The sequence below is a fragment of the Actinomadura meridiana genome (assembly GCF_039537545.1).
GTDB lineage: Bacteria > Actinomycetota > Actinomycetes > Streptosporangiales > Streptosporangiaceae > Spirillospora > Spirillospora meridiana.
In genome coordinates this window covers 106,341-128,351 of record NZ_BAABAS010000035.1, presented here as the reverse complement: position 1 = coordinate 128,351, position 22,011 = coordinate 106,341, and the positions used below count along the sequence as shown (strand labels likewise).

Genomic DNA, 22,011 nt, shown 5'->3' with positions numbered 1-22,011 from the left:
CGCGCGGGTTCCCGACACAGCGGCGGCGTCCACGGCGTGACCGGGTTCGACGCCTAGACTTGCCAGCTCAGGGGGGTTCAGCAGCGGGGGTGTTGATGGACGGGCCGAACCTGGTCCGGAAGGGGGCAGCCGCCGTGCTCGCGGCCGCGATCTGCGCGTGGCTGAGCACGCTCGGGCAGGTCGCCGGACGGGCCGGGCTGGTCGCGGCGGGCAGCGAGGGAAGCCTGCCCGCGGCGCCCGGGCCGAAGCCGAAGCCGAAGAAGCCGCCGCCCGACTGTGGGCGTGTCAAGTGTCTGGCGTTGACGTTCGACGACGGGCCCGCCGAGAGCACGGGCGAGTTGTTGGGCATTCTCGCGTCCCGGAATGTGAAGGCCACGTTCTTTCTGATCGGGGAGAACGCCGCCAAGTATCCGGAGCTGGTGCGGCGCGAGCTTCAGGGCGGGCATGAGGTCGCCGACCACAGTTATACGCACGCCGACCTTGGGAGAGCGCCCAGAAAGAAGATCCTGTCGGAGCTGACGCGGACGCAGGACGCGATCCGGCGGGCGTCCGGGTTCACGCCGGTGATGTTGCGGCCGCCGTACGGGTCGACGTCCAAGCGGTTGACCGAGATCACGCGGAACATGGGCCTCGCGCAGGTGATGTGGACCGTCGACCCGGCCGACTGGGAGCACCGTGACACCAAGTATGTGGAGCGGCGGGTGCTGAAGTCGGCGAAGCCCGGCGCCATCGTGTTGATGCACGACATCCACCCGACGACCGTGCGCGCCGTCCCGAAGATCATCGACGGGTTGGCCGCCCAGGGGTACGTGTTCGTGACGGTCTCGGAGCTGTTCGGCGGGCGCCTCACGCCCGGGGAGGAGTACGTGCGGCGGAACTCAGGGGACGCTCAGGGTCTTCCCTGATGGTCCGGCGCGGCGGCGGCGCTGACCATGGAGAGTATGGACAGCAGCTACGCGGTGGGGGATCTCCGGGTCTCGGACGCCGAACGCGAAGCGGTCATCGAGCGCCTCCAGGAAGCGTACGCCGAGGGGCGGCTCGACCACGACGAGTTCGATATGCGGACGCATCTGGCGATGACGTCCAAGACGCGGAGCGACCTGGGCGGCGTCACGCGCGACCTGGTTCCGGTGGCCGCGCCGGTCGGGGAGGCGCTGGGCGGGGAGGCGCCCACGGGCGAGGACCGCATGCTCGGGGCGGCGGCGCACGCCGTGGGCGTCCCGACGCTGTTCGTCGGGCCGCTGGTGTTGATGCTGCTGAGCGGAAAACGGTCGGAGTACGTCCGGCGGCAGGCGGCGGAGGCGTTGAACTTCCAGGTGACGCTGCTGCTGGTCACGATCGTCACGCTCGGGCTGGGCGGCGTGGTGTACGCGGTGGCGTGGGTCCTGGCGGTCATCGCGGCGGTCTACGCCCTGGCGGGCCGGACGTTCCGCTACCCATGGATACTGCGGCTGGTGAAGTAGTCCCAGCCGGGGGTCGCGGGGTGGCGTGGTGTGTGCGGGCGGTGTGCGGCGGACGTCCGTGTCGGCTGATATTGGTTTGTCGGCACGGGGCTCTGGGGACAGGATGACGGGGCCGTCCTGTTGCGGTTCCGTCGCCTCCTGGAGATGAAACGACACCGATGTGTGCCTGTGGCTTTATTCCCTTTCGTTCCTGTGACCCCCCTAACGTCCGAGTCATCTGGACCGTCCATGGGATGATCGCTTAACTGTGTGCGGGGAGGGGTAGATGACGGAGCTTGCGATCGGACGCGGCCACGAGCAGGCGGTGGAGGCGCTCAGGGGGTCCTATGAGGCGATCCCGGCGGGGACGCCGGTTCGGCTGGCCAAGCGGACCTCCAACCTGTTCCGGTGGCGCGACCCCTCGGCGGCGCCGGGGCTGGACGTCTCCGCCTTCGACCGGGTCCTGAGCGTCGACCCGGAGGAGCGGACCGCGCAGGTCCAGGGGATGACGACCTACGAGGCGCTGGTCGACGCGACGCTGCCGCACGGGCTGATGCCGACGGTCGTCCCGCAGCTGAAGACGATCACGCTGGGCGGGGCGGTGACGGGCCTCGGCATCGAGTCGACGTCGTTCCGGGACGGGCTCCCGCACGAGGCCGTGCTGGAGATGGAGGTCCTCACCGGCGGCGGTCAGATCGTCACCGCGACAAGGGACAACGAGCACGCCGACCTGTTCTTCGGCTTCCCCAACTCCTACGGGACGCTCGGCTACACGCTGCGGCTGAAGATCGAGCTGAGGCCGGTCCGGCCCTACGTCCGGCTGCGTCACCTGCGGTTCCGCGACGCGGCCGAGCTGTCCCGGGTGATGGGTGAGATCACCACGTCGGGAACGTTCGAGGACGAGACCGTCGACTTCATGGACGGCACGTACTTCGCCCCCGACGAGCAGTACGTCACGCTCGGCTTCTTCGCCGACTCGGCGCCGTACACGTCCGACTACACGGGACAGAAGATCTACTACCGGTCGATCAGGGAACGGTCGGTCGACTTCCTGACGATCCGCGACTACCTGTGGCGCTGGGACACCGACTGGTTCTGGTGCTCGGGCGCGTTCGGCGTACAGAACCCGACCGTCCGGCGACTGTGGCCCGACAAGTACAAGCGTTCGGACGTGTACCGCAAGCTCGTCTCCTACGACCGGCGGTACCACTTCGTCGCGCGCGCGGAACGGTGGCGCGGTCTGCGCCCCCGCGAGGACGTCATCCAGGACATCGAGGTGCCCGTCGAGCGGCTGCCGGAGTTCCTGGAGTTCTTCCACGAGAAGGTCGGGATGAGCCCGGTCTGGCTGTGCCCGCTGCGCGCGAAGGAACGGTGGCCGCTGTACCCGCTGGAGGCGGGCCGCCCGTATGTGAACGTGGGTTTCTGGGGGACGGTCCGGCTCCCTCCCGGGCAGATCCCCGAGTACCACAACCGGCTCATCGAGCGTGAGGTCGCGGCTCTTGACGGCCACAAGTCCCTCTACTCGACCGCTTTTTACGGCAGGGAAGAGTTCTGGCGGAACTACGACGGGGAGACCTACCGGCGGCTCAAGGGGGCCTACGACCCGGGCGAGCGGCTGCTGGACCTCTACGACAAGTGCGTGCGCGGACGTTGAGACCGGACGTCCGCACGGGGGAGTGCCCGGACGGAGGCGGCGAGGTTCGCCGCCCCCGCCCGGGGTGAGGAAACAGGAGGTATCAAGATGACGCTGGCCAGTGTCTTCGAGCGGCTCGCCGGGGCTGAGACGCCAGTGGAGTTCACGTCGTACGACGGATCGCGGGCAGGGACGCCCGGCGCCGCCATCCGGCTCGACGTCCGTTCGCCGTACGCGGTGTCGTACCTGCTGCACTCGCCGGGGGCGCTCGGCCTGGCCCGCGCCTACGTCAGCGGAATGCTCGACGTGCACGGCGACATGGTCGCCGCGCTGACGACGATGCAGCAGGCTCTCGGAGACGTGACTCCGCGCGACAAGGCGCGGGTCGTCGGCGCGCTCGTGGGCGACCCGCTGCTGCGCGCGGCGATGTCGCGACGGCTCGACCCGCCGCCGCAGGAGGCGCCGTTCAGCCGGATCCCGTCGTGGCTGCGGCACTCCAAGAGGCGTGACGCGAAGGCCATCTCGCACCACTATGACGTGTCCAACACCTTCTACGAGTGGGTGCTCGGTCCCTCCATGGCGTACACGTGCGCGTGTTATCCACGGGAGGACGCGACGCTTGAGGAAGCGCAGTTCAACAAGCACGACCTGGTGGCGCGGAAGATCGCGCTGAAGCCGGGGATGCGGTTGCTGGACGTCGGCTGCGGCTGGGGCGGCATGGTGATGCACGCCGCGAAGGAGTACGGCGTCAAGGCGCTCGGCGTCACGCTGTCGAAGCAGCAGGCCGAGTGGGCGCAGAAGGCGATCGCCGACCGGGGGCTGTCCGACCTGGCGGAGGTCCGGCATCTGGACTACCGGGACGTGACCGAGACCGGTTTCGACGCGGTCAGCTCCATCGGCCTCACCGAGCACATCGGGAAGAAGAACCTGCCGTCCTACTTCTCGTTCCTGTACGGGAAGCTGCGGGAGGGCGGGCGGATGCTGAACCACACCATCACCCGTCCGGACAACATGGTGCCGCCTCTCAAGGAGAAGGGGTTCATCAACCGGTACGTGTTCCCGGACGGTGAGCTTGAGGGCCCCGGCTACATCCAGACGAAGATGAACGACGCCGGGTTCGAGATCCGCCATCAGGAGAACCTGCGCGAGCACTACGCGCGCACGCTCACCGGCTGGTGCGAGAACCTCGACGACCACTGGGACGAGGCCGTCGCCGAGGTCGGCGAGGGCACGGCCCGTGTGTGGCGGGTGTACATGGCGGGCTGCGTGCTCGGCTTCAACCAGAACTGGATCCAGCTGCACCAGATCCTCGGCGTCAAGCTGGGCGACCGTGGTGCCAGCGGCATGCCGCTGCGTCCCGACTGGGGTTCGTGACGATCTGACCCCTGCCGCGACAGCGAGACGAGCCGACCGGACCTCCGGTCGGCTCGTTCTTCGTTCGGGCTCGGTCACGGGTCGTCCCGGCGGGCTCAGAAGGTCGTCCCGGCGCACTCAGACGGCGAACAGGAGCGCGGCGCTCAGCAGCACGATCACGGCGGTGGCGAAGTGGATGCCGAAGGCGGCGGCCTTGCTGCCGCCGTGCCGCAGGACGATCACGGTGTCGCCGAGCGGCGCGAGGGCGACGACGAGCATGTACCAGGCGGCGGCGTGGGCGTCCGCGAAGGCGATCAGGGCGAGGCCGAGGAGTCCGAAGGTGAGGTCGCGCAGGCCCTTGATCTCCAGGTAGGCGGTGCCGCCGTCCGCGTCGGCGGGGACGCCGTAGCCCGCGGCGGCCGGGCGCGGCGACAGCAGGAACCGCGCGCCGATGAAGGCGACGAACAGGGCGAGGACGACCGCGAGAGCGTAGGCGAGGGGAGTGAGCATCGGTTTCTCCAATATCTAGCAGCGCTAGGAACATGTTCGACGCTAGCAGATCAATGACAGCTTGGCTAGCGGTGCTAGAATCACGGTCATGTCGATCCAGAAGCGCCGGGAGCGCGAGCGGGCCGAACGGGAACGGCTGATCGTCACGGCCGCGCGGGAGCTGGCCGAGAGCGAGGGCTGGAACGCGGTGACCACACGGCGGCTCGCCGCGGAGATCGAGTACAGCCAGCCCGTCCTCTACAGCCATTTCAGCGGCAAGGACGCGATCATGGCGGCCGTCGCCGTCGAGGGGTTCGCGGAGCTGGCCGCCGAACTGTGCCGCGCCCGAACCGAGGCCGCCGCCCCCGAGGATCCGGCTCGGGCCCTCGCCTCCGTCGCCGCCGCCTACGCGGACTTCGCCGAGCGCAGGCCCGCGCTCTACGACGCGATGTTCACCCAGGCCGTCGACCTGCCGTTCGCCAGTGCCGACGCGCCGGACGCCCTGCGGCGCGGGTTCGACGAACTGCGCGAGGCCCTCCGGCCGGTCGTGGACGAGGACAACCTGGACGTGCTCACCGAGACGTTCTGGAGCGGGCTGCACGGCCTGCTCACGCTCATGCGCGACGGCCGCCTCCGCCGCGAGCAGCACGACCTGCGGCTCGCCGTCCTGATCCGGCGCTTCTCGACCTGACCCCCGCTTCTCGATCTGACCCGCTTCTCGACCTGACCCGCAGGGCGTCCAACCCCGGGTCAACATTCGTCCTGCCCGGATATCGGCGCGGGTCGATGGGGGTAGGCGGTGGTCACGACCGTCGAGTTCGGGGGGACGCGAGGCCATGCACATCCGGTCCCCGGTGCGGCCGATGCTGGCGGCGGTCATCGACGAGATCCCGCCGCCGCGGTCGTGTCCGGGCGGCTGCCGGTACGAGCCGAAGTTCGACGGGTTCCGGGCGGTCGGGATCGTCGACGACGACGGCGCCGTCCGCCTGACGTCCCGCCGCGGCACCCGGCTGGACGAGGCGTTCCCCGAGGTCGCGGCGGCCGTTCGCGAGCGGCTGGCGCCCGGCACGGTCGTCGACGGCGAGATCGTCCGCTGGGGGGCCGACGGACGACTCGACTTCGGCGCGCTCCAGCGCCGCCATGCCGCCGGGCGCCGCGGCGCCGAACTCGCGCGCACCGAGCCCTGCCACTACGTGGTGTTCGACGTCCTCGAAACGGGTGGCGAGGACCTGCGGCCCCGGCCGCTGCGCGACCGGCGGGCCGTCCTGGAGGCCCTGCTCGGTGGCGCCGGGCCGTCCGCGCCGGTCGTCATCACCCCGCAGACGGCGGACGTCGACGAGGCGCGAGTCTGGTTCGACGCCCTGGTCGTCCAGGGCGTCGAGGGCCTGGTCGTCAAGGACGCCGACGGCCCCTACCTGGAGGGACGCCGCCGCTGGCGGAAGGTGAAGCGCCGCACGATCACCGAGGCGATCGTCGGCGGCGTCACCGGCACCCGGCAGGCCCCCGAGTCGCTGATCCTCGGCCGCCACGACATCGACGGGCGCCTGCGCGTCGTCGCGCGGACGACGCCGCTGCCGCCCGAGGCCCGCGCGTCGCTCGGCGACGTCCTGCGGCACGCGGGCGCCGACCATCCGTGGCCCGCCGAGCTGCCCGCCGGGTTCGCGGGCGGGCCCTACGGGTCGCATCCGCCGATCCGCTACGTCCGGACGGAGCCGGAGACCGTCGTGGAGATGAGCGCGGACGCCGCCGTCGAGGAGGGACGCTGGCGGCACGCGGTCAGGTTCGTCCGCATCCGGCCGGATCTGCTCCCCTCGCAGGTCCCGCTTTTCGGCACCTGAACGGCGTTTCCCCACGCGAGCGGCCGTGCCGAGAATGGTGTGACGCGGGTCACGGAGATGATCGGCTCGTGCCCGGCGCTTTACTTTGAGAGGGTGCCTGTAAACCGGTTCGGAATGGTGAGCGGCGAGGTGGTGGACAGGTGCTCAAGGTCGACGACATCAACCTGACGGACTGGGAGTTCTGGCGGAGTCCGCGCGACTACCGGCACGAGGCCTTCAAGGCCCTGCGCTGGCACCCCCAGCTGGTGCGCTACGAGGAACCCGACGTCGTCTTCGTGCCGCAGGGCCCCGGCTACTACGCGGTGACCCGGCACGCCGACATCCTTGAGGCGTCCCGCCGCCCGCAGGACTTCTGCTCGGGCAAGGGCGCCATCAGCATCTGGGACATGCCGGGCGACCTGCACGAGTACTTCGGCTCGATGATCAGCATGGACGACCCCCGGCACGCCAAGATCAGGCGGATCGTGTCCCGGGCGTTCTCCAAGCGCATGATCGAGCGGTTCGAGGCCCAGGTCGAGTCCGTCGCCGCCGAGATCGTCGGCAGGGTGGTGGACGGTCGCGGCACCGGCGACTTCGTCGCCGACATCGCCGCCCGACTCCCGCTGAAACTCATCTGCGACATGATGGGCATCGACGAGGAGCACTACGACACCGTCTTCGACGCCACCAACGTCATCCTCGCGGGCAACGACGCCGAGTACCTCCCGGCCGACGACCCCGAGCAGGTCGCGATGGCGCTGCTCAACGCGGGCGAGACGCTCAAGGGCCTGGTCGAGGAGCTCGGGCGGCAGCGGCGCGGGAACCCGGGCGACGACCTGATCTCCGCCCTGGTGAACGCCAACGTCGACGGCGAGTCGCTGACCGACCAGGAACTCGGCTCCTTCTTCATCCTGCTCGTCGTCGCGGGCAACGAGACCACCCGCAACGCCATCGCCCACGGCCTGGACCTGTTCACCCGCCACCCCGAGCAACGCGCCCTGCTCACCGCGGACTTCGACGCCCGGATCCCCGGCGCCGTCGAGGAGATCGTCCGGTACGTCTCGCCGGTCATGTGGATGCGCCGCACCGCCACCCGCGACACCACGCTCAACGAGCACGAGATCAAGGAGGGCGACAAGCTGCTCCTGTTCTACTGGTCGGCGAACCGCGACGAGTCCGTGTTCCCCGACCCGGAGCGGTTCGACATCCTGCGCGACCCGAACCCGCACGTCGGGTTCGGCGGGCCCGGGCCGCACTTCTGCCTCGGCGCGCACCTGGCCAGGCGCGAGATCACGCTGATGTTCCGCGAGCTGCTGCGCCGCACGCCCGGCATCCGCGCGTCCGGCGAGCCCGACTACCTGGAGTCGAGCTTCATCAACGGGATCAAGCACCTCCCCTACACGATCTGACTCGTTACCAGGGGACGAGGCCGTCCTCGTCGATGAGCACGCCGGTCGGGCCGTCCGCGCCCAGCCGGGCCACGCTCGCGATCACCGCCGCGCCCTGGTCCGGTGAGCGGTGCCCGGCGTGACCGTTCATGTCGGTCGCGCAGAACCCGGGACAAACCGCCCTCACTGTGACCGACGAGCCGGCCAGTTCCCTGGCATAGGCGACGGTCACCGCGTTCAGCGCCGACTTGGACGTGTTGTACGGCAACAGGTTGGGACGGGTGGACGCCGGGTCGCTCAGCTGTGTCAGCGAGCTGAGGGAGCTGGAGACGTTGACGATCCGCCCTTCGGGGGAGCGGAGCAGCAGCGGGAGCATCGCGTTGGTGACCGTGATGACGCCGAACACGTTGGTCTCGAACGCGGTCCGGACGAGGTCGGCCGCGATCGCGCTGGGCGGCGGCGCGTCGAGCCCCGTCGTGGTGATCCCGGCGTTGTTGACCAGGACGTCGAGACGGCCGTGCTCACGCTCGATCAGCTCGGCGGCGGCCGTGATCGAGGACTCGTCGGTCACGTCGAGCTGGACGAAACGCGCGTCCGCCCCCTCGCCGCCCAGCGTGGCGGCGGCCTTCTCGCCGAGTTCGGTGGAGCGGGCGCCGACCAGCACGGTGGCGCCGTCCCGTCCGAGGACGCGGGCCGTCTCGAAGCCGAGCCCCTTGTTGGCTCCGGTGATGAGAATGATCTGTGAGGTCATGTCGCCAGCCTGCTTCGCGCCGGCCGGTGGGAGGAGAGACCGCCTGAGCCTGGGATCGGCCGTACCACCCTGCGGTTGACGATGACCCCGCTGTGTCGGACATCCTGGACGGTATGGACAGGCAGCAGTTGGCGGAGTTCCTGCGGTCCCGGCGGGCCCGCGTCCAGCCCGTGGACGTCGGGCTCCCGACCGGGACGCGGCGCCGCACGCCGGGGCTGCGGCGCGAGGAGGTCGCGCAGCTCGCGGGGATGTCGGTGGACTACTACATCCGGCTTGAGCAGGGGCGCGGGCCCCATCCGTCCCGGCAGATCCTGCGCGCGCTGGCGCGGGCGCTGCGGCTGACCTCCCGCGAGAGCGATCACCTTCACCAGCTGGCCGGTCAGGCCCCGGAGCCGCCGAGCGCGATGTCCCATGACGTCCCGGCGGGCATCCTGCACCTGCTCGAACGGCTGGACGACACGCCCGCCTACGTGTTGAACGCCCGCTATGACATCCTCGCCTGGAACGCCATGGCGGCGGCTCTGCTGACCGACTTCGCCGCCAAGGATCCGTGCGACCGCAACGTCGTCCGCTGGCTCTTCCTGGGGCCGGCCATCGAACGGTACGACACCGACGACTACATCAGCCGGCTGGCGCGCGAGTCGGTGGCGAACCTGCGAACCGCCTCGGGCCGCTATCCGGACGACCGGGGCCTCGCCCAGCTGATCGCCGAGGTGTCCGCCCGCAACCCGCTGTTCGCCCGGCTCTGGGACGAGGGTGAGGTCGGCGTCGAGCACAACAACCGCAAGCGCATAAGGCACCCGGTCGTCGGAGAGCTGGAAGTGCACTTCGACGTCCTGTACGTGCCGGAACGTGATCAGCGCGTGGTGCTGTACACGACGACGCCCGGGACGCCGTCGCACGAGTCGATGAAGTTGCTGCGCGTCGTCGGCACCCAGGATCTCGCGTCCCGCTGAGCTGCCTTCGGACGGCCGTCAGCGCAGCTCGCGTTTGAGGATCTTGCCCGTGGCGGTCATGGGCAGCTCGTCGCGGAACTCGACGATCCGCGGGTACTTGTAGCTCGCGAACTGCTCCCGGCCCCAGGCGACGAGGTCGTCCTCGGTGACGGTGGCGCCGGGCGTCCTGATCACGTACGCCTTGATCTCCTCGCCGTGGGACGGGTGCGCGACGCCCACGACCGCCGCCAGCGACACGTCCGGGTGGGTCATCAGGATCTCTTCCAGCTCCCGCGGATACACGTTGAACCCGCCCCGGATGATCATGTCCTTGGCGCGGTCCACGATGAAGTAGTAGCCCTCCTCGTCGCGGCGGGCCACGTCGCCGGTGCGGAACCAGCCGTCGGTGATCGCGTCCGCGGTCGCGTCGGGACGCCCGTGGTAGCCCTTCATGATGTTGTGCCCGCGGATGGCGATCTCGCCGGGCCCCTCGCCCTCGACGGCCTTGCCCTCCTCGTCGATCAGCTTCATCTCCACGCCCCAGACGGGCAGGCCGATCGACCCGGGCTTCGTCGGACGGTCCGGCCGGTTGAACGAGGCGACCGGCGACGTCTCCGACAGCCCGTAGCCCTCCAGGATGTCCGCGCCGAACTTCTGCCTGATCCCCTTGAGGACCTCCATCGGCAGCGCCGATCCGCCGGACACAGCGACCCGCAGGTTCTCCCGGATCGTCGCGACGTCCTCGTCGGACGTGTCGTGCGTCAGCAGCCCCCAGTACATCGTCGGGACGCCCGCGAAGATGTTCACCTTCTCCTTGACCATCAACGCGACGGCCTGCTCGGCGTCGAACCTGGCCTGCATGACCAGCGTCCCGCGCCGGAACAGCCCGACGTTCATCACGCACGTCTGCCCGAAGATGTGGAACAGCGGCAGCGTCACCAGCAGCGTGTCGTGCAGCGTCCGGTAGAAGAGGGTGTCGTCGACCATGGCGTTCAGCAGCAGGTTGTGGTGCGTCAGCTCGGCGCCCTTGGGCTGCCCGGTCGTCCCGCTGGTGTAGATGATGACGGCCGTGTCGTTCGGTTCCGTTCGTGCTGTTTCGAACGTGTCGGGCTGCCCGGCGAGGGCCGTCCAGAACAGGTCGGCGCCCTCGATCGGGGACTCGGTCGCCGCCGGGTTCGCGGGCAGCAGGACGAAGTGTTCGCACGCCTCGGCCTGCTCGAACGCGGCGTACCCCATCGCGCCGAGCGGCAGTTCGGGCGTCCCCTCGAAGCAGAACAGCGCCCGCGCGCCCGAGTCGGTCAGGTGGTAGGCGATCTCGCGAGGCTTGAGCAGCACGTTCAGCGGGACGACCACCGCGCCCGCCTTCAGCACCCCGAAGTACACCATCGGGAAGTACGGAAGGTTGGGGCAGGACAGAGCCACCTTGTCGCCCTGCCCGATCCCACGGGACCGCAGCAGGTTCGCGACCTGGTTCGCGACCGCGTCGACGAACGAGTACGGGAGCCGGATGTCGCCGAACACGACCGCGTCCCGGTCGGGCGTCTCCCGGGCGGCGTCCTCCAGCAGAACGGACAGGTTGAGCATGGCACTCCTCGCACGGAACGGCGACCGGCCGGTCGGGTTACCGATGGGTTGCATACCCGTTCCGCACATCCTGGTACATAGCCTCCACCTGCGCCATCCTTGGCGCTGTCCAGAAATGGCGCGAAATAGAAGGAGGGACCGGGCAGGAGCGCGGTCCCGCCCGGTCCCTCAGGTGCGGGCGACGGAGAGCGACGCGGCCCGCGGGGGATGGTCTAGATGACGTGGTGTGTCAACTGAACACCACGTCCGAACACTGGTAGAAGGCGTTGCCGGTGTCGGCGATGTCCCAGACGGCCAGGATCAGGTGCCTGCCGTGCCTGGCCGGGAGCGTGGCCTGGTGGGAGACGGTGCTCGGCGGCTCCTTGCCGTTGCCCTTGACCTCCAGGATCGGCTGCGGGTCCAGCGCGGCGCGGGTGAGCGTCTGCGTGGGGTCCCAGCCGTCCCTGGTGATGTAGTAGCGCCACGAGCTGGTGGCGTGGGGCACGCTGTGCCGCCAGGTGAAGGTGAAGGACTGGCCGCTGGTGAGGTCGGTCGCGGGCCACTGGCCCGCGCGCGGCTCGTCAAGTTGGGAGAAGCGCCCGTTCCCGCCTGCGCAGATCGTGCCGTCTCGGGGACCGCCCTGCGGGAACCCCTTCGGGCCCTCGACACTCATCGGCTCCCACTGGATCTCGCCGCAGTTCTTCGCCGTGCCTCGCTGGCAGAAGAGGGAGCGACTGACGGGCGAGGTGGTGTAGCCGTGCGACAGGGCGGGCGTGGCGATCGCCACGGTCAGCCCGGCGGACGCGACCGCCGCGAAGGCGAGCGTCCGTTTTCGGGGCGGACGGAATCTGGCGGGCATACTCGATCCTCCTGGCGGGGGGTGGAGGCGACCTTCGTCAGGTCGGTAGCCACTGGTGGACGGGAACGGGCGCGGAAGATTCTTATAGGAAACCTTCCTATTAGATTGAGGATGGAGGATGGACGCCCGCCGCGTCAACCCCCTGTTTTGACGAGCACGTCCGACCGCCCCGGACGCTGCCCGGATACCCGCACATTTCGTCACCCGCCCCCGTTACGATGATCGGTTCCACGGAGAAAGAGGTGCGACATTTTGATCATCTTCGGCTGGCGGGTGGTGTTCTTCACCCTGACCAGGGGAATCTTCCACTGCCCCGACTGCGGTGTCGACCGCGACTACCGCCGCAGGCAGGGTCGCAACTTCTTCACCCTGTTCTTCATCCCGGTCATCCCGCTGACCAAGCGGGGCGGCGAGATCATCGAGTGCGACGTCTGTCATGGGCGCTGGCTGCCCGGCGTCCTTGAGGTGCCCACCACGGCGCAGCTCGCCCAGATGCCCGCGATGCTCCTGCGGATGGCGATCGCCCAGGTCCTGCGCTCGGGCGACTACACCAACGCGACGGCCCGCGAACGCGCCGTCACCGTCGTCCGGCAGGCCGGCGAGCCCGGCTACGACGACGCCGCGCTGAACACCGACCTCGGCCGCCCGTTCGAGCAGATCCGCGTCGAGATGGGCCACGCGGCCCCCACCCTCGCGCCCGAGGCGCGCGAGAGCATCCTGCGGGCCACCGCCGAGATCGCCCTCGTCGACGGCCCTCTGTCGGCGTCGGAGGAGGAGACCCTGTCCGTCGTGGGCGCCGACCTCCAGCTCACCCGCGTCCAGGTGACGGGCGTCGTGTCCGTGGCCCGGCAGGAATCCGGGCACTGAACCGGCGCATCGAACCTACGGGAGGGCTTGCGGTTGCGCTAGTCTTGCGGTATGTCCGCAAGGCTGCTCCTCGAACGACCACGTTGACGATCTGACGTCGACGTGGTGGCCCCTCCTGCGCGAGGGGCCCTTTCATGTCAGGGGACGGGCCTCATCTCAGGGGTCGGCCCCATGTCACGGGTGGCCAGGGCCTCCAAACAGGCAGCGAGCAAGGAACCGGAGTCGGAAAAGTGAGCAGCGACGCTACCCCGCGCGAAGCGCCGGGGGGTCCAGGTGGGGCGTCCCCCCTGAATGACTCGTACGATCCACGGGCGGTTCAGGACAAGTGGCAGGCCCGCTGGGCGGAGCTCGAACCGTTCGCGGCCGACGAGAAGGACACCGCCGACGAGCGCCGCTATGCGCTGGACATGTTCCCCTACCCCAGCGGTGACCTGCACATGGGGCACGCGGAGGCGTTCGCCATCGGCGACGTCGTGGCGCGGTACTGGTTCCAGCGCGGGTACAACGTCCTGCACCCCATCGGCTGGGACTCCTTCGGCCTGCCCGCCGAGAACGCGGCCATCAAACGCGACTCGCACCCCGCCGAATGGACCTACGCCAACATCGACACCCAGGCGGCGTCGTTCCGGCGCTACGCCCCCTCGTTCGACTGGACGCGGCGGCTGCACACCTCCGACCCCGAGTACTACAAGTGGACGCAGTGGCTGTTCCTGCGCTTCTACGAGCGGGGCCTGGCCTACCGCAAGGGCGGCCACGTCAACTGGTGCCCGAAGGACCAGACCGTCCTGGCCAACGAGCAGGTCGTCGGCGGCCACTGCGAACGCTGCGGGACGCTGGTCGAGAAGCGCCTCCTGACCCAGTGGTACTTCAAGATCACCGAATACGCGGACCGGCTGCTGGACGACATGGAGCAGCTGGAGGGCAAGTGGCCCGAGCGCGTCCTGCTGATGCAGCGCAACTGGATCGGCCGCTCCACCGGCGCCGACGTCGACTTCGTGATCGAGGGACGGGACGCGCCCGTCACCGTCTACACCACCCGTCCCGACACCCTGTTCGGCGCCACCTTCATGGTCGTCGCCGCCGACGCCGCGCTGGCCGAGGAGATCTGCGCCCCCGACCAGCGGGCCGCGTTCGAGGCGTACCGGGAGGAGGTCTCCCGGGAGAGCGAGATCGAGCGGCTGGCCGCCGAGCGCGAGAAGACCGGCGTGTTCCTGGGCCGCTACGCGGTCAACCCGGTCGACGGGGAGCGGCTGCCGATCTGGGCGTCCGACTACGTGCTGGCCGAGTACGGGCATGGCGCGATCATGGCCGTCCCGGCGCACGACCAGCGTGACCTGGACTTCGCGCTGAAGTTCGGCCTGCCCGTCCGCGTCGTCGTCGAGACCGGCCTGCCCGACCCCGCCGAGACCGGCATCGCCACCCCCGGCGACGGCGCGATCGTCAACTCCGGGCCCATCGACGGCCTGACGAAGGCCGACGGCATCGCCCGCATCACCGAGGTCCTGGAGGAGCGCGGCACGGGCCGCGCGGCGGTGAACTTCCGGCTGCGCGACTGGCTGGTGTCGCGGCAGCGGTTCTGGGGCTGCCCGATCCCGATCATTCACTGCGACGCGTGCGGGGAGGTGCCCGTCCCCGACGACCAGCTGCCGGTGCGGCTGCCCGAGGGGCTGCGCGGCGCCGACCTGGCCCCGAAGGGCACGTCGCCGCTGGCCGCCGCGTCCGACTGGGTGAACGTCGACTGCCCGAAGTGCGGCGGGCCCGCCAAGCGCGACACCGACACCATGGACACGTTCGTCGACTCGTCCTGGTACTTCTTCCGCTACTGCTCGCCCGGCTACGACGGCGGCCCGTTCGACGTCGAGCAGGTCCGCCGGTGGATGCCGGTCGACCAGTACACCGGCGGCGTCGAGCACGCCATCCTGCACCTGCTGTACAGCCGGTTCTTCACCAAGGTGCTGTACGACCTGGGCATGGTCGAGTTCACCGAGCCGTTCCGCGCCCTGCTGAACCAGGGCCAGGTGACCAACCAGGGCAAGGCGATGTCGAAGACGCTGGGCAACGGCGTCGACCTGGGCGAGCAGATCGCCGACTTCGGCGTGGACGTCGTCCGGCTGGCGATCCTGTTCTCCGGCCCGCCGGAGGACGACATCGACTGGGCGGACGTGTCCCCGCACGGCATGTCGAAGTTCCTGTCGCGCGTGCACCGGATCGCCACCGAGGTCGCGTCCCCGACCGGAGTCGACGTCACGACCGGCGACCCCGCGCTGCGCCGCGTCACCGCCCGCACGATCGACGAGGCCACCACCCTGGTCGAGACGCACCGGTTCAACGTGGCGATCGCGCGGATCATGGAGCTGGTCACCGCGACCCGCAAGGCCATCGACTCCGGGCCGGGCGCCGCAGACCCGGCCGTCCGCGAGGCCGCCGAGTCGATGGCGACGATGCTGTCGCTGTTCGCGCCCTACACCGCCGACGAGACCTGGGAGCTGCTGGGCCGCACCGCGCCGGTCGTCCGGGCTGGCTGGCCGTCGGCCGACCCGAACCTGCTGGTGGAGGAGTCGGTGACGTGCGTCGTCCAGGTGGCGGGCAAGGTCCGCGACCGCCTGGAGGTGCCGCCGGACGTCGCCGAGGCCGATCTGGAGCGGCTGGCCCTGGCCTCCACCAAGATCCAGGACGCGCTGGCCGGTGCCGAGATCGCCAAGATCATCGTCCGCGCCCCCAAGATCGTCAACATCGTCCCCCAACGCTGACGCGCTGAGAGCCGCCCGCTCCCGGGAGCGGGCGGCTGACGGTTCGCCGAGCGCCCACAGAGACGCCGGCACACGCTGAGGGGCCGCCGGTGGTCATTACCGGCGGCCCCTCAGTCGTCATGTGGACGCCCGTACGGGCGGGGGGTCACATCTTGCGCAGGACCGCCACGACGCGGCCCAGGACCGTCGCCTCGTCGGCGGCGATGGGCTCGTACGCCGGGTTCTGCGGCAGCAGCCAGATATGGCCGTCGTCGCGACGCTTGAACGTCTTCACCGTGGCCTCGCCGTCGATCATGGCGGCCACGACGTCGCCCTGCTCGGCCACCGGCTGTTGCCGGACGACCACCCAGTCACCGTCCGCGATCGCGGCCTCGATCATCGAGTCGCCGGTGACCTTCAGCAGGAAGTGGGTCCCCTCGCCGACGAGCTGCTTCGGCAGGGTGAACACGTCCTCCACGGACTCCTCGGCGAGGATCGGGCCGCCGGCCGCGATTCGGCCGACCAGCGGCACGTAGGCGGGCGCGGGCTGGGCCGCCGTGGCCTGGGCCCCCGCCGTCTCGTAGGCCTCCTCCTCGGTGCGTACCGGGGTGGCGCCCGGTACCCGTACCTCGACCGCGCGCGGACGGTTGGGGTCGCGACGCAGGAAGCCCTTGCGCTGTAGCGCCCGGAGCTGGTGGGACACGCTGGAGGTGCTGGTCAGCCCCACGGCCTCACCGATCTCGCGCATCGAGGGCGGGTACCCACGGCGCTGGACCGAGTCGCGGATCACCTCCAGCACCATGCGCTGCCGCTGGGTCAACCCCGTCTCGTCCATGGGGCCGTCTGGCAGCTCCCGGACCTTGCTCATCGCTCGTCGCCTCCCGGGCGCCTCGATCCGTCACTCCTTGTCATGAACCTATCGCGTCGGAACGCGATGATCAAACAATTGTTCGAAGTGGTCCTCGCTTTTTCCCGACGTCTCCTGGTAGAACATCGTACTGGTGTTCGATCGAAAATGCATTCGACGTCGAGGAGGGGGAGAGATGCCGGGTTCGCCCCACAGTGACCGTGCCCCGATCCGGCTCACCCGCCGCGGACGCGCCGTTCTGGTCGGCTTCGCCGCGACCGCCACACTCATGTCACTCTGGCTCACGGTCGGCCCCGGCGCCTTCGCCGGAGACCGTGAGACTCACCGAATCCCGGCGCATCCCGCGAGAACCGTCATCGTCGGACCCGGCGACACCCTCTGGGACATAGCCGCCGGCGCCGAACCGGGGGCCGACCCGCGTCGCGTCGTCCAGCGCATCCTCGACCTGAACGGTCTGGGCGGTGACCCCACCGTCCAGCCGGGCCAGGAACTTCGCCTTCCCGCCCACTGATCGCCGCTTCTGCTCGACGGAGCCCACGACACGCGACGCGCGACACGCCCGGGCGAAGATCGTCGAACAGGAGAGATGGCCTGTGTGGACGTGGCGGATGTGACGTGCGAGGCATCGGATCAGGTTGCGTACGCCTGCGGCGCGCCGTACCGTTGACCACAACATCTAGTAGTCACACCGATGTGCTTACCCAATATGTATGGCACTGTTGAGTGTGGCGGAGCTTTTCGTCAGGGGAGGGGTCAAGCGTGCACTGCCCGTTCTGCCGCAACCCTGACACCAAAGTGATCGACAGCCGTTCGACCGACGACGGGGGCGCAATTCGGCGCCGCCGGTCGTGCGCCGAATGCGGTCGGCGATTCACGACACAGGAGAACGTGCTCGTGATGGTGGCCAAACGAAGCGGGGTCACCGAACCGTTCTCCAGAGAAAAGATCATCGCCGGGGTGCGCAGGGCCTGCCAGGGCCGTCCGGTCGACGAGGATGCGCTCGCGAAGCTGGGTCAGCGGGTCGAAGAGGCGATCAGATCGTCCGGATCCGCGGAAATACCCTCGCACGAGGTCGGGCTCGCGATTTTGGGACCGCTTCGCGAACTCGACGAGGTCGCCTATCTCCGATTCGCGTCGGTCTACCGGAGCTTCGAGTCTCTGGACGACTTCGCCAAGGAGATCGAGGCACTGCGGAAAGCCGGTTCCTCGGGGGAACCCGGCCCGTCCACGTAAGGGCGAGGCCAGCACACATAAGCACAGGTAGGAGCGCCTCCGCGCGGGCATGGCCCGGGCGGCGGCGGTGTTGTTCCTGAACAGGGCCCTGCGGGTGGGGCCCGAGAGGGGGAAGGTCATGACGGAGACGGTGAGCGGCTCGGCGGCCCGGCGCGGCAAGGGGGGCCGCAAGGGGTTGAAGGTCGAGCGCATCTTCACCACGCCCGGCGTGCATCCGTATGACGAGCTGCGCTGGGAACGTCGTGACGTCGTCATGACCAACTGGCGCGACGGCTCGGTGAACTTCGAGCAGCGCGGCGTCGAGTTCCCCGACTTCTGGTCGCTGAACGCCGTCAACATCGTCACGTCGAAGTACTTCCGCGGCGCGGTCGGCACGCCGCAGCGGGAATGGAGCCTGAAGCAGCTCGTCGACCGCGTCGTCAGCAAGTACGTGGACACGGCCCTCGAACAGGGCTACCTCGCGTCCGAGCAGGACGTCGAGATCTTCGACCACGAACTGAAGCACGCCCTCGTCCACCAGCTGTTCAGCTTCAACTCGCCCGTCTGGTTCAACGTCGGCACCAGGTCCCCCCAGCAGGTGAGCGCGTGTCAGACCTATGACTCCCTGGTCAGTACGCCCGCCGGTCTGATCCCGATCGGCCGGTTGGTCGAGCGGGACGCGGTCGGGACGAAGGTCTACGACGCACACGGACTCACCCGCGTCGTCGCGACCAAGGCCAACGGTGTCCGGGACGTTCTGCGCATCCACACCAAGGCCGGTTACACCCTCGACGTCACCCCTGACCACGTCGTGTGGAAGGCATCCGGTGACGATTCGGGGCGGTTCGTCGAGGCAGGCGAGTTGAACGTCGGTGACCAGCTCGAATGGCATCGCGTCGCAGCATACGGTGAGAGCGAGATCACCTCGCGGGAGTTCGCCGAGGCGGCACTCGCCGGATGGCTCCAGGCGGACGGTTTCGTGGGCTGCTACGAGACCGGAACGAACCGTTCCCTGACCATCGAAGCCATGACGGTGACCGACGCCGAGCGGGAGTGGGTCACACGCCACCTGAACGTGGTGTTCCCTGACGTCCACCGGCACGAGCGGTCGGTCGAGACGCAGGACGACACCCTCGACTGCCGCCGAACACGCCTCTACGGCGATGTTCTGTCCGGTTACGTTGATAAATGGGGTCTTCTGGCCCGCGGTGTCGACATGGTCGTCCCCGACGGTCTGTTCACCGCGCCGCTGCCCATCGTCGCCGCCTACCTGCGGAGCGTTTTCCAGGCCGACGGTTTCGTGTCCGCCCGCGAGGCGTCCACCGTCATCGAGGTCGACATGATCTCCGAGGAGCTGATCCGGGGTATGCAGCGCCTGCTGCTGCGTTTCGGCGTCTTCTCCCGGGTGGGCGTCAAGAAGCCCAACCGGCCGGACCAGAAGCCGTGCTGGACGCTGCGCATCCAGAACGCGGGCGACCGCCGCGTCTTCGCAGACGAGATCGGCTTCATCGACCCGGCCAAGGCCCTGAAGATGCACCAGGGCTTCGAGAAGCCGGGGCGTCCCGCCAGGCCGACCAAGCGGCTGGAGATCGCGAAGATCGAGGATCTCGGCGCGCTGGACGTCTACGACATCCAGACCGAGAGCGGCGAGTACCTCTGCGACAACATTCGGGTGCACAACTGTTTCATCCTGTCGGTGGACGACACGATGGAGTCGATCCTCGACTGGTACAAGGAAGAGGGCGTCATCTTCAAGGGCGGGTCCGGCGCGGGCCTGAACCTGTCCCGCATCCGGTCGAGCCGGGAGCTGCTGTCGTCCGGCGGCACGGCCAGCGGGCCCGTCTCGTTCATGCGCGGCGCCGACGCCTCCGCCGGAACGATCAAGTCGGGCGGTGCGACCCGCCGCGCCGCCAAGATGGTCGTGCTCGACGTCGACCACCCCGACGTCGAGGAGTTCATCGCGACCAAGGCGCGCGAGGAGGAGAAGATCCGCGCGCTGCGGGACGCCGGGTTCGACATGGACCTCGGTGGCAAGGACATCGGCAGCGTCCAGTACCAGAACGCCAACAACTCGGTCCGCGTGTCCGACGAGTTCATGCACGCCGTCGAGTCCGACGGCGAGTTCGGCCTGCGCGCCCGGATGACCGGCGACGTCGTCGACACCGTCAGGGCCAAGGATCTGTTCCGCCTGATGGCCAAGGCGGCCTGGGAGTGCGCCGACCCCGGCATCCAGTACGACGACACGATCAACGACTGGCACACCAACCCCGAGACCGGGCGGATCACCGCCAGCAACCCGTGCTCGGAGTACATGAGCCTGGACAACTCGTCCTGCAACCTGGCGAGCATCAACCTGCTGAAGTTCCTCACGGACGCGGGGACGTTCGACGTCCAGCGGTTCGTCAAGCTGACCGAGCTGATCATCACGGCGATGGACGTCTCGATCACCTTCGCCGACTTCCCCACCGAGAAGATCGCGGAGACGACCCGCGACTACCGGCAGCTCGGCATCGGCTACGCCAACCTCGGCGCGCTGCTGATGGCCACCGGTCACGCCTACGACTCGGAGGGCGGACGGTCCCTCGCCGCGACGATCACCTCGCTGATGACGGGTGTCGCGTACCGGCGGTCGGCGGAGATCGCCGGTGTCGTCGGCCCCTACGCGGGGTACGCGCGCAACGCCGAGGGCCACAAGCGCGTCATGCGCAAGCACGCCGCGGCCAACGACGGCATCCGCACCCCGGACGAGATGGGCAAGGTGATCCACGCCGCCGCCGCGAAGCAGTGGCAGGAGTGCCTGAAGGTCGGCGAGAAGTACGGCTACCGCAACGCGCAGTCGAGCCTGCTCGCGCCCACGGGCACGATCGGGCTGATGATGGACTGCGACACCACGGGGATCGAGCCCGACCTCGCGCTGATGAAGTTCAAGAAGCTCGTCGGCGGCGGGTCCATGCAGATCGTCAACAACACGGTGCCGCGCGCGCTGGAGAAGCTCGGCTACCAGCAGGAGCGGATCGAGGCGATCGTCGAGTACATCGCCGAGCACGGGCACGTCGTGGACGCCCCCGGGCTGCGTCCCGAGCACTACGAGGTGTTCGACTGCGCGATGGGCGAGCGGGCGATCAGCCCGATGGGGCACGTCCGGATGATGGCGGCCGTCCAGCCGTTCCTGTCCGGCGCGATCTCCAAGACCGTGAACATGCCGGAGAAGGCCACCATCGAGGACATCGAGAAGGTGTACTTCGAGGGCTGGCGGCTCGGCCTGAAGGCGCTGGCGATCTACCGGGACAACTGCAAGGTGGGTCAGCCGCTGTCGGTCGCGGGGAAGAAGGAGGAGGCCAAGGAGGCCCCGGCGGAGGCGGGCCCGACGCGCCCGGTCCGCAGGCGGCTGCCGAAGCAGCGTCCGGCGACCGTCACCCGGTTCTCCGTGGCGGGCGCCGAGGGGTACATGACCGCCTCGTCCTACCCGGACGACGGGGTCGGGGAGGTCTTCCTCAAGCTCGGCAAGCAGGGCTCCACGCTCGCCGGTGTGATGGACGCCTTCTCCATGGCGATCTCCATCAGTTTGCAGTACGGCGTGCCGCTGGAGACGTGGGTGGAGAAGTTCACCAACATGCGGTTCGAGCCCGCCGGGATGACCGACGACCCCGACATCCGCATGGCCACCTCGGTGATGGACTACATCTTCCGCCGCCTGGCGCTGGACCACATCCCCTACGAGGAGCGGGCCGAGCTCGGCATCCTGACCGCGGGTGAGCGCGCGCTCCAGGCCAACGGCGAGGACCCGGCCGCCCTGCACGCCGAGGACGAGGTCGACCACGAGACCCTGGCGCAGTCCGCCGCGATCACCCCGCCCGCGCCCGCCGCCTCGGCCCCGGCGGGGGAGGTGCGCTCGTCCATGGAGGTCATCGAGAGCCGCCAGGGCCGCACCGCCGACGCGCCGCTGTGCCTCACCTGCGGCACGAAGATGCGCCCGGCGGGAAGCTGCTACGTCTGCGAGGGCTGCGGCTCCACCAGCGGTTGCAGCTGACCCGTCGCCCGGCCGAATGGCCGTGACGTGTGAGGGGGGGATCCGGGAGTGTTCCGGATCCCCCTTGTCGTCTTT

At 69.3% G+C, this 22,011-nt stretch carries 18 protein-coding genes; 13 read left to right on the top strand and 5 right to left on the bottom strand.

The genetic code is table 11. The annotated features are described in order from the left end of the window. Positions 1–95 precede the first annotated feature (95 nt). From ABD808_RS38255 to ABD808_RS38240, 4 genes are all read left to right on the top strand, one after another. On the top strand, positions 96–905 hold the full coding sequence (locus ABD808_RS38255; RefSeq protein ID WP_344908409.1) for a polysaccharide deacetylase family protein: 810 nt from the start codon (positions 96–98) through the stop codon (positions 903–905). Between the two features lie 36 nt (positions 906–941). After that, positions 942–1,463 (top strand): DUF1707 and DUF4870 domain-containing protein, encoded by a 522-nt coding sequence (locus ABD808_RS38250; RefSeq protein ID WP_344908407.1) that lies wholly within the window; start codon positions 942–944, stop codon positions 1,461–1,463. Between the two features lie 265 nt (positions 1,464–1,728). After that, positions 1,729–3,096, top strand: a complete 1,368-nt coding sequence (locus ABD808_RS38245) for an FAD-binding oxidoreductase (protein ID WP_344908404.1) — start codon at positions 1,729–1,731, stop codon at positions 3,094–3,096. Positions 3,097–3,183: 87 nt separating this feature from the next. After that, positions 3,184–4,449 carry a class I SAM-dependent methyltransferase gene (locus tag ABD808_RS38240; RefSeq protein ID WP_344908401.1) on the top strand — a complete coding sequence of 422 codons (1,266 nt, stop codon included), beginning with the start codon at positions 3,184–3,186 and terminating at the stop codon, positions 4,447–4,449. Between the two features lie 117 nt (positions 4,450–4,566). Here ABD808_RS38240 and ABD808_RS38235 read toward each other — a convergent pair whose 3' ends face one another. Then, complete coding sequence (locus ABD808_RS38235; RefSeq protein ID WP_344908398.1) at positions 4,567–4,938, bottom strand: DUF4267 domain-containing protein; 372 nt, start codon at positions 4,936–4,938, stop codon at positions 4,567–4,569. Between the two features lie 88 nt (positions 4,939–5,026). On the opposite strand from ABD808_RS38235, the gene ABD808_RS38230 reads away from it, so the two are divergent. The 3 genes from ABD808_RS38230 (at position 5,027) to ABD808_RS38220 (ending at position 8,143) form a co-directional block, all read left to right on the top strand. Beyond that, the gene (locus ABD808_RS38230; RefSeq protein ID WP_344908395.1) at positions 5,027–5,608 is read left to right on the top strand and encodes a TetR/AcrR family transcriptional regulator; all 582 of its coding nucleotides are present in this window, start codon (positions 5,027–5,029) and stop codon (positions 5,606–5,608) included. Positions 5,609–5,753: 145 nt separating this feature from the next. Beyond that, complete coding sequence (locus ABD808_RS38225; RefSeq protein ID WP_344908392.1) at positions 5,754–6,755, top strand: ATP-dependent DNA ligase; 1,002 nt, start codon at positions 5,754–5,756, stop codon at positions 6,753–6,755. 140 nt (positions 6,756–6,895) lie between these two features. After that, on the top strand, positions 6,896–8,143 hold the full coding sequence (locus ABD808_RS38220; RefSeq protein ID WP_344908390.1) for a cytochrome P450: 1,248 nt from the start codon (positions 6,896–6,898) through the stop codon (positions 8,141–8,143). 4 nt (positions 8,144–8,147) lie between these two features. On the opposite strand, the gene ABD808_RS38215 is transcribed toward ABD808_RS38220, so the two are convergent. After that, positions 8,148–8,873, bottom strand: coding sequence for an SDR family oxidoreductase (locus ABD808_RS38215; RefSeq protein ID WP_344908387.1), 726 nt, complete (start codon positions 8,871–8,873; stop codon positions 8,148–8,150). Between the two features lie 113 nt (positions 8,874–8,986). Here ABD808_RS38215 and ABD808_RS38210 point away from each other — a divergent pair, with 113 nt between their 5' ends. Beyond that, the gene (locus tag ABD808_RS38210) at positions 8,987–9,829 is read left to right on the top strand and encodes a helix-turn-helix transcriptional regulator (RefSeq protein ID WP_344908384.1); all 843 of its coding nucleotides are present in this window, start codon (positions 8,987–8,989) and stop codon (positions 9,827–9,829) included. A gap of 18 nt (positions 9,830–9,847) precedes the next feature. On the opposite strand, the gene ABD808_RS38205 is transcribed toward ABD808_RS38210, so the two are convergent. Further along, entirely contained in the window at positions 9,848–11,392 is a 1,545-nt protein-coding gene (locus tag ABD808_RS38205) for a long-chain-fatty-acid--CoA ligase (RefSeq protein WP_344908382.1), read from the bottom strand. Positions 11,393–11,621: 229 nt separating this feature from the next. After that, a complete protein-coding gene (locus ABD808_RS38200; protein ID WP_344908379.1) occupies positions 11,622–12,230 on the bottom strand; it encodes a lytic polysaccharide monooxygenase auxiliary activity family 9 protein in 609 nt (202 codons plus the stop codon). Positions 12,231–12,482: 252 nt separating this feature from the next. Here ABD808_RS38200 and ABD808_RS38195 point away from each other — a divergent pair, with 252 nt between their 5' ends. Both ABD808_RS38195 and leuS read left to right on the top strand, forming a co-directional pair. Next, positions 12,483–13,097, top strand: a complete 615-nt coding sequence (locus tag ABD808_RS38195) for a tellurite resistance TerB family protein (protein WP_344908376.1) — start codon at positions 12,483–12,485, stop codon at positions 13,095–13,097. A 287-nt stretch (positions 13,098–13,384) separates the two neighbouring features. Then, positions 13,385–15,847 carry a leucine--tRNA ligase gene (gene leuS, locus ABD808_RS38190; RefSeq protein WP_344908453.1) on the top strand — a complete coding sequence of 821 codons (2,463 nt, stop codon included), beginning with the start codon at positions 13,385–13,387 and terminating at the stop codon, positions 15,845–15,847. A gap of 145 nt (positions 15,848–15,992) precedes the next feature. Here the strand turns inward: leuS and lexA are convergent, their stop codons facing one another. Then, positions 15,993–16,694: a transcriptional repressor LexA gene (lexA, locus tag ABD808_RS38185; protein WP_344908372.1), complete on the bottom strand. Its 702-nt coding sequence runs from the start codon at positions 16,692–16,694 to the stop codon at positions 15,993–15,995. A gap of 175 nt (positions 16,695–16,869) precedes the next feature. On the opposite strand from lexA, the gene ABD808_RS38180 reads away from it, so the two are divergent. The 3 genes from ABD808_RS38180 (at position 16,870) to ABD808_RS38170 (ending at position 21,936) form a co-directional block, all read left to right on the top strand. After that, positions 16,870–17,205: a LysM peptidoglycan-binding domain-containing protein gene (locus ABD808_RS38180; protein ID WP_344908369.1), complete on the top strand. Its 336-nt coding sequence runs from the start codon at positions 16,870–16,872 to the stop codon at positions 17,203–17,205. 248 nt (positions 17,206–17,453) lie between these two features. Continuing rightward, complete coding sequence (gene nrdR, locus ABD808_RS38175) at positions 17,454–17,927, top strand: transcriptional regulator NrdR (protein WP_344908366.1); 474 nt, start codon at positions 17,454–17,456, stop codon at positions 17,925–17,927. A 118-nt stretch (positions 17,928–18,045) separates the two neighbouring features. Further along, the gene (locus tag ABD808_RS38170; RefSeq protein WP_344908363.1) at positions 18,046–21,936 is read left to right on the top strand and encodes a vitamin B12-dependent ribonucleotide reductase; all 3,891 of its coding nucleotides are present in this window, start codon (positions 18,046–18,048) and stop codon (positions 21,934–21,936) included. Positions 21,937–22,011 lie beyond the last annotated feature (75 nt).

What these genes read in the sequence shown, in the direction of transcription:
- ABD808_RS38180 (WP_344908369.1), top strand. Translation starts at nt 16,870, where the DNA reads ATGCCGGGTTCGCCCCACAGTGACCGTGCCCCGATCCGGCTCACCCGC.
- ABD808_RS38225 (WP_344908392.1), top strand. Translation starts at nt 5,754, where the DNA reads ATGCACATCCGGTCCCCGGTGCGGCCGATGCTGGCGGCGGTCATCGAC.
- ABD808_RS38245 (WP_344908404.1), top strand. Translation starts at nt 1,729, where the DNA reads ATGACGGAGCTTGCGATCGGACGCGGCCACGAGCAGGCGGTGGAGGCG.
- ABD808_RS38205 (WP_344908382.1), bottom strand. Translation starts at nt 11,392, where the DNA reads ATGCTCAACCTGTCCGTTCTGCTGGAGGACGCCGCCCGGGAGACGCCC.
- ABD808_RS38255 (WP_344908409.1), top strand. Translation starts at nt 96, where the DNA reads ATGGACGGGCCGAACCTGGTCCGGAAGGGGGCAGCCGCCGTGCTCGCG.
- ABD808_RS38210 (WP_344908384.1), top strand. Translation starts at nt 8,987, where the DNA reads ATGGACAGGCAGCAGTTGGCGGAGTTCCTGCGGTCCCGGCGGGCCCGC.
- ABD808_RS38240 (WP_344908401.1), top strand. Translation starts at nt 3,184, where the DNA reads ATGACGCTGGCCAGTGTCTTCGAGCGGCTCGCCGGGGCTGAGACGCCA.
- lexA (WP_344908372.1), bottom strand. Translation starts at nt 16,694, where the DNA reads ATGAGCAAGGTCCGGGAGCTGCCAGACGGCCCCATGGACGAGACGGGG.
- ABD808_RS38235 (WP_344908398.1), bottom strand. Translation starts at nt 4,938, where the DNA reads ATGCTCACTCCCCTCGCCTACGCTCTCGCGGTCGTCCTCGCCCTGTTC.
- ABD808_RS38230 (WP_344908395.1), top strand. Translation starts at nt 5,027, where the DNA reads ATGTCGATCCAGAAGCGCCGGGAGCGCGAGCGGGCCGAACGGGAACGG.
- ABD808_RS38250 (WP_344908407.1), top strand. Translation starts at nt 942, where the DNA reads ATGGACAGCAGCTACGCGGTGGGGGATCTCCGGGTCTCGGACGCCGAA.
- ABD808_RS38200 (WP_344908379.1), bottom strand. Translation starts at nt 12,230, where the DNA reads ATGCCCGCCAGATTCCGTCCGCCCCGAAAACGGACGCTCGCCTTCGCG.
- ABD808_RS38215 (WP_344908387.1), bottom strand. Translation starts at nt 8,873, where the DNA reads ATGACCTCACAGATCATTCTCATCACCGGAGCCAACAAGGGGCTCGGC.
- ABD808_RS38170 (WP_344908363.1), top strand. Translation starts at nt 18,046, where the DNA reads ATGACGGAGACGGTGAGCGGCTCGGCGGCCCGGCGCGGCAAGGGGGGC.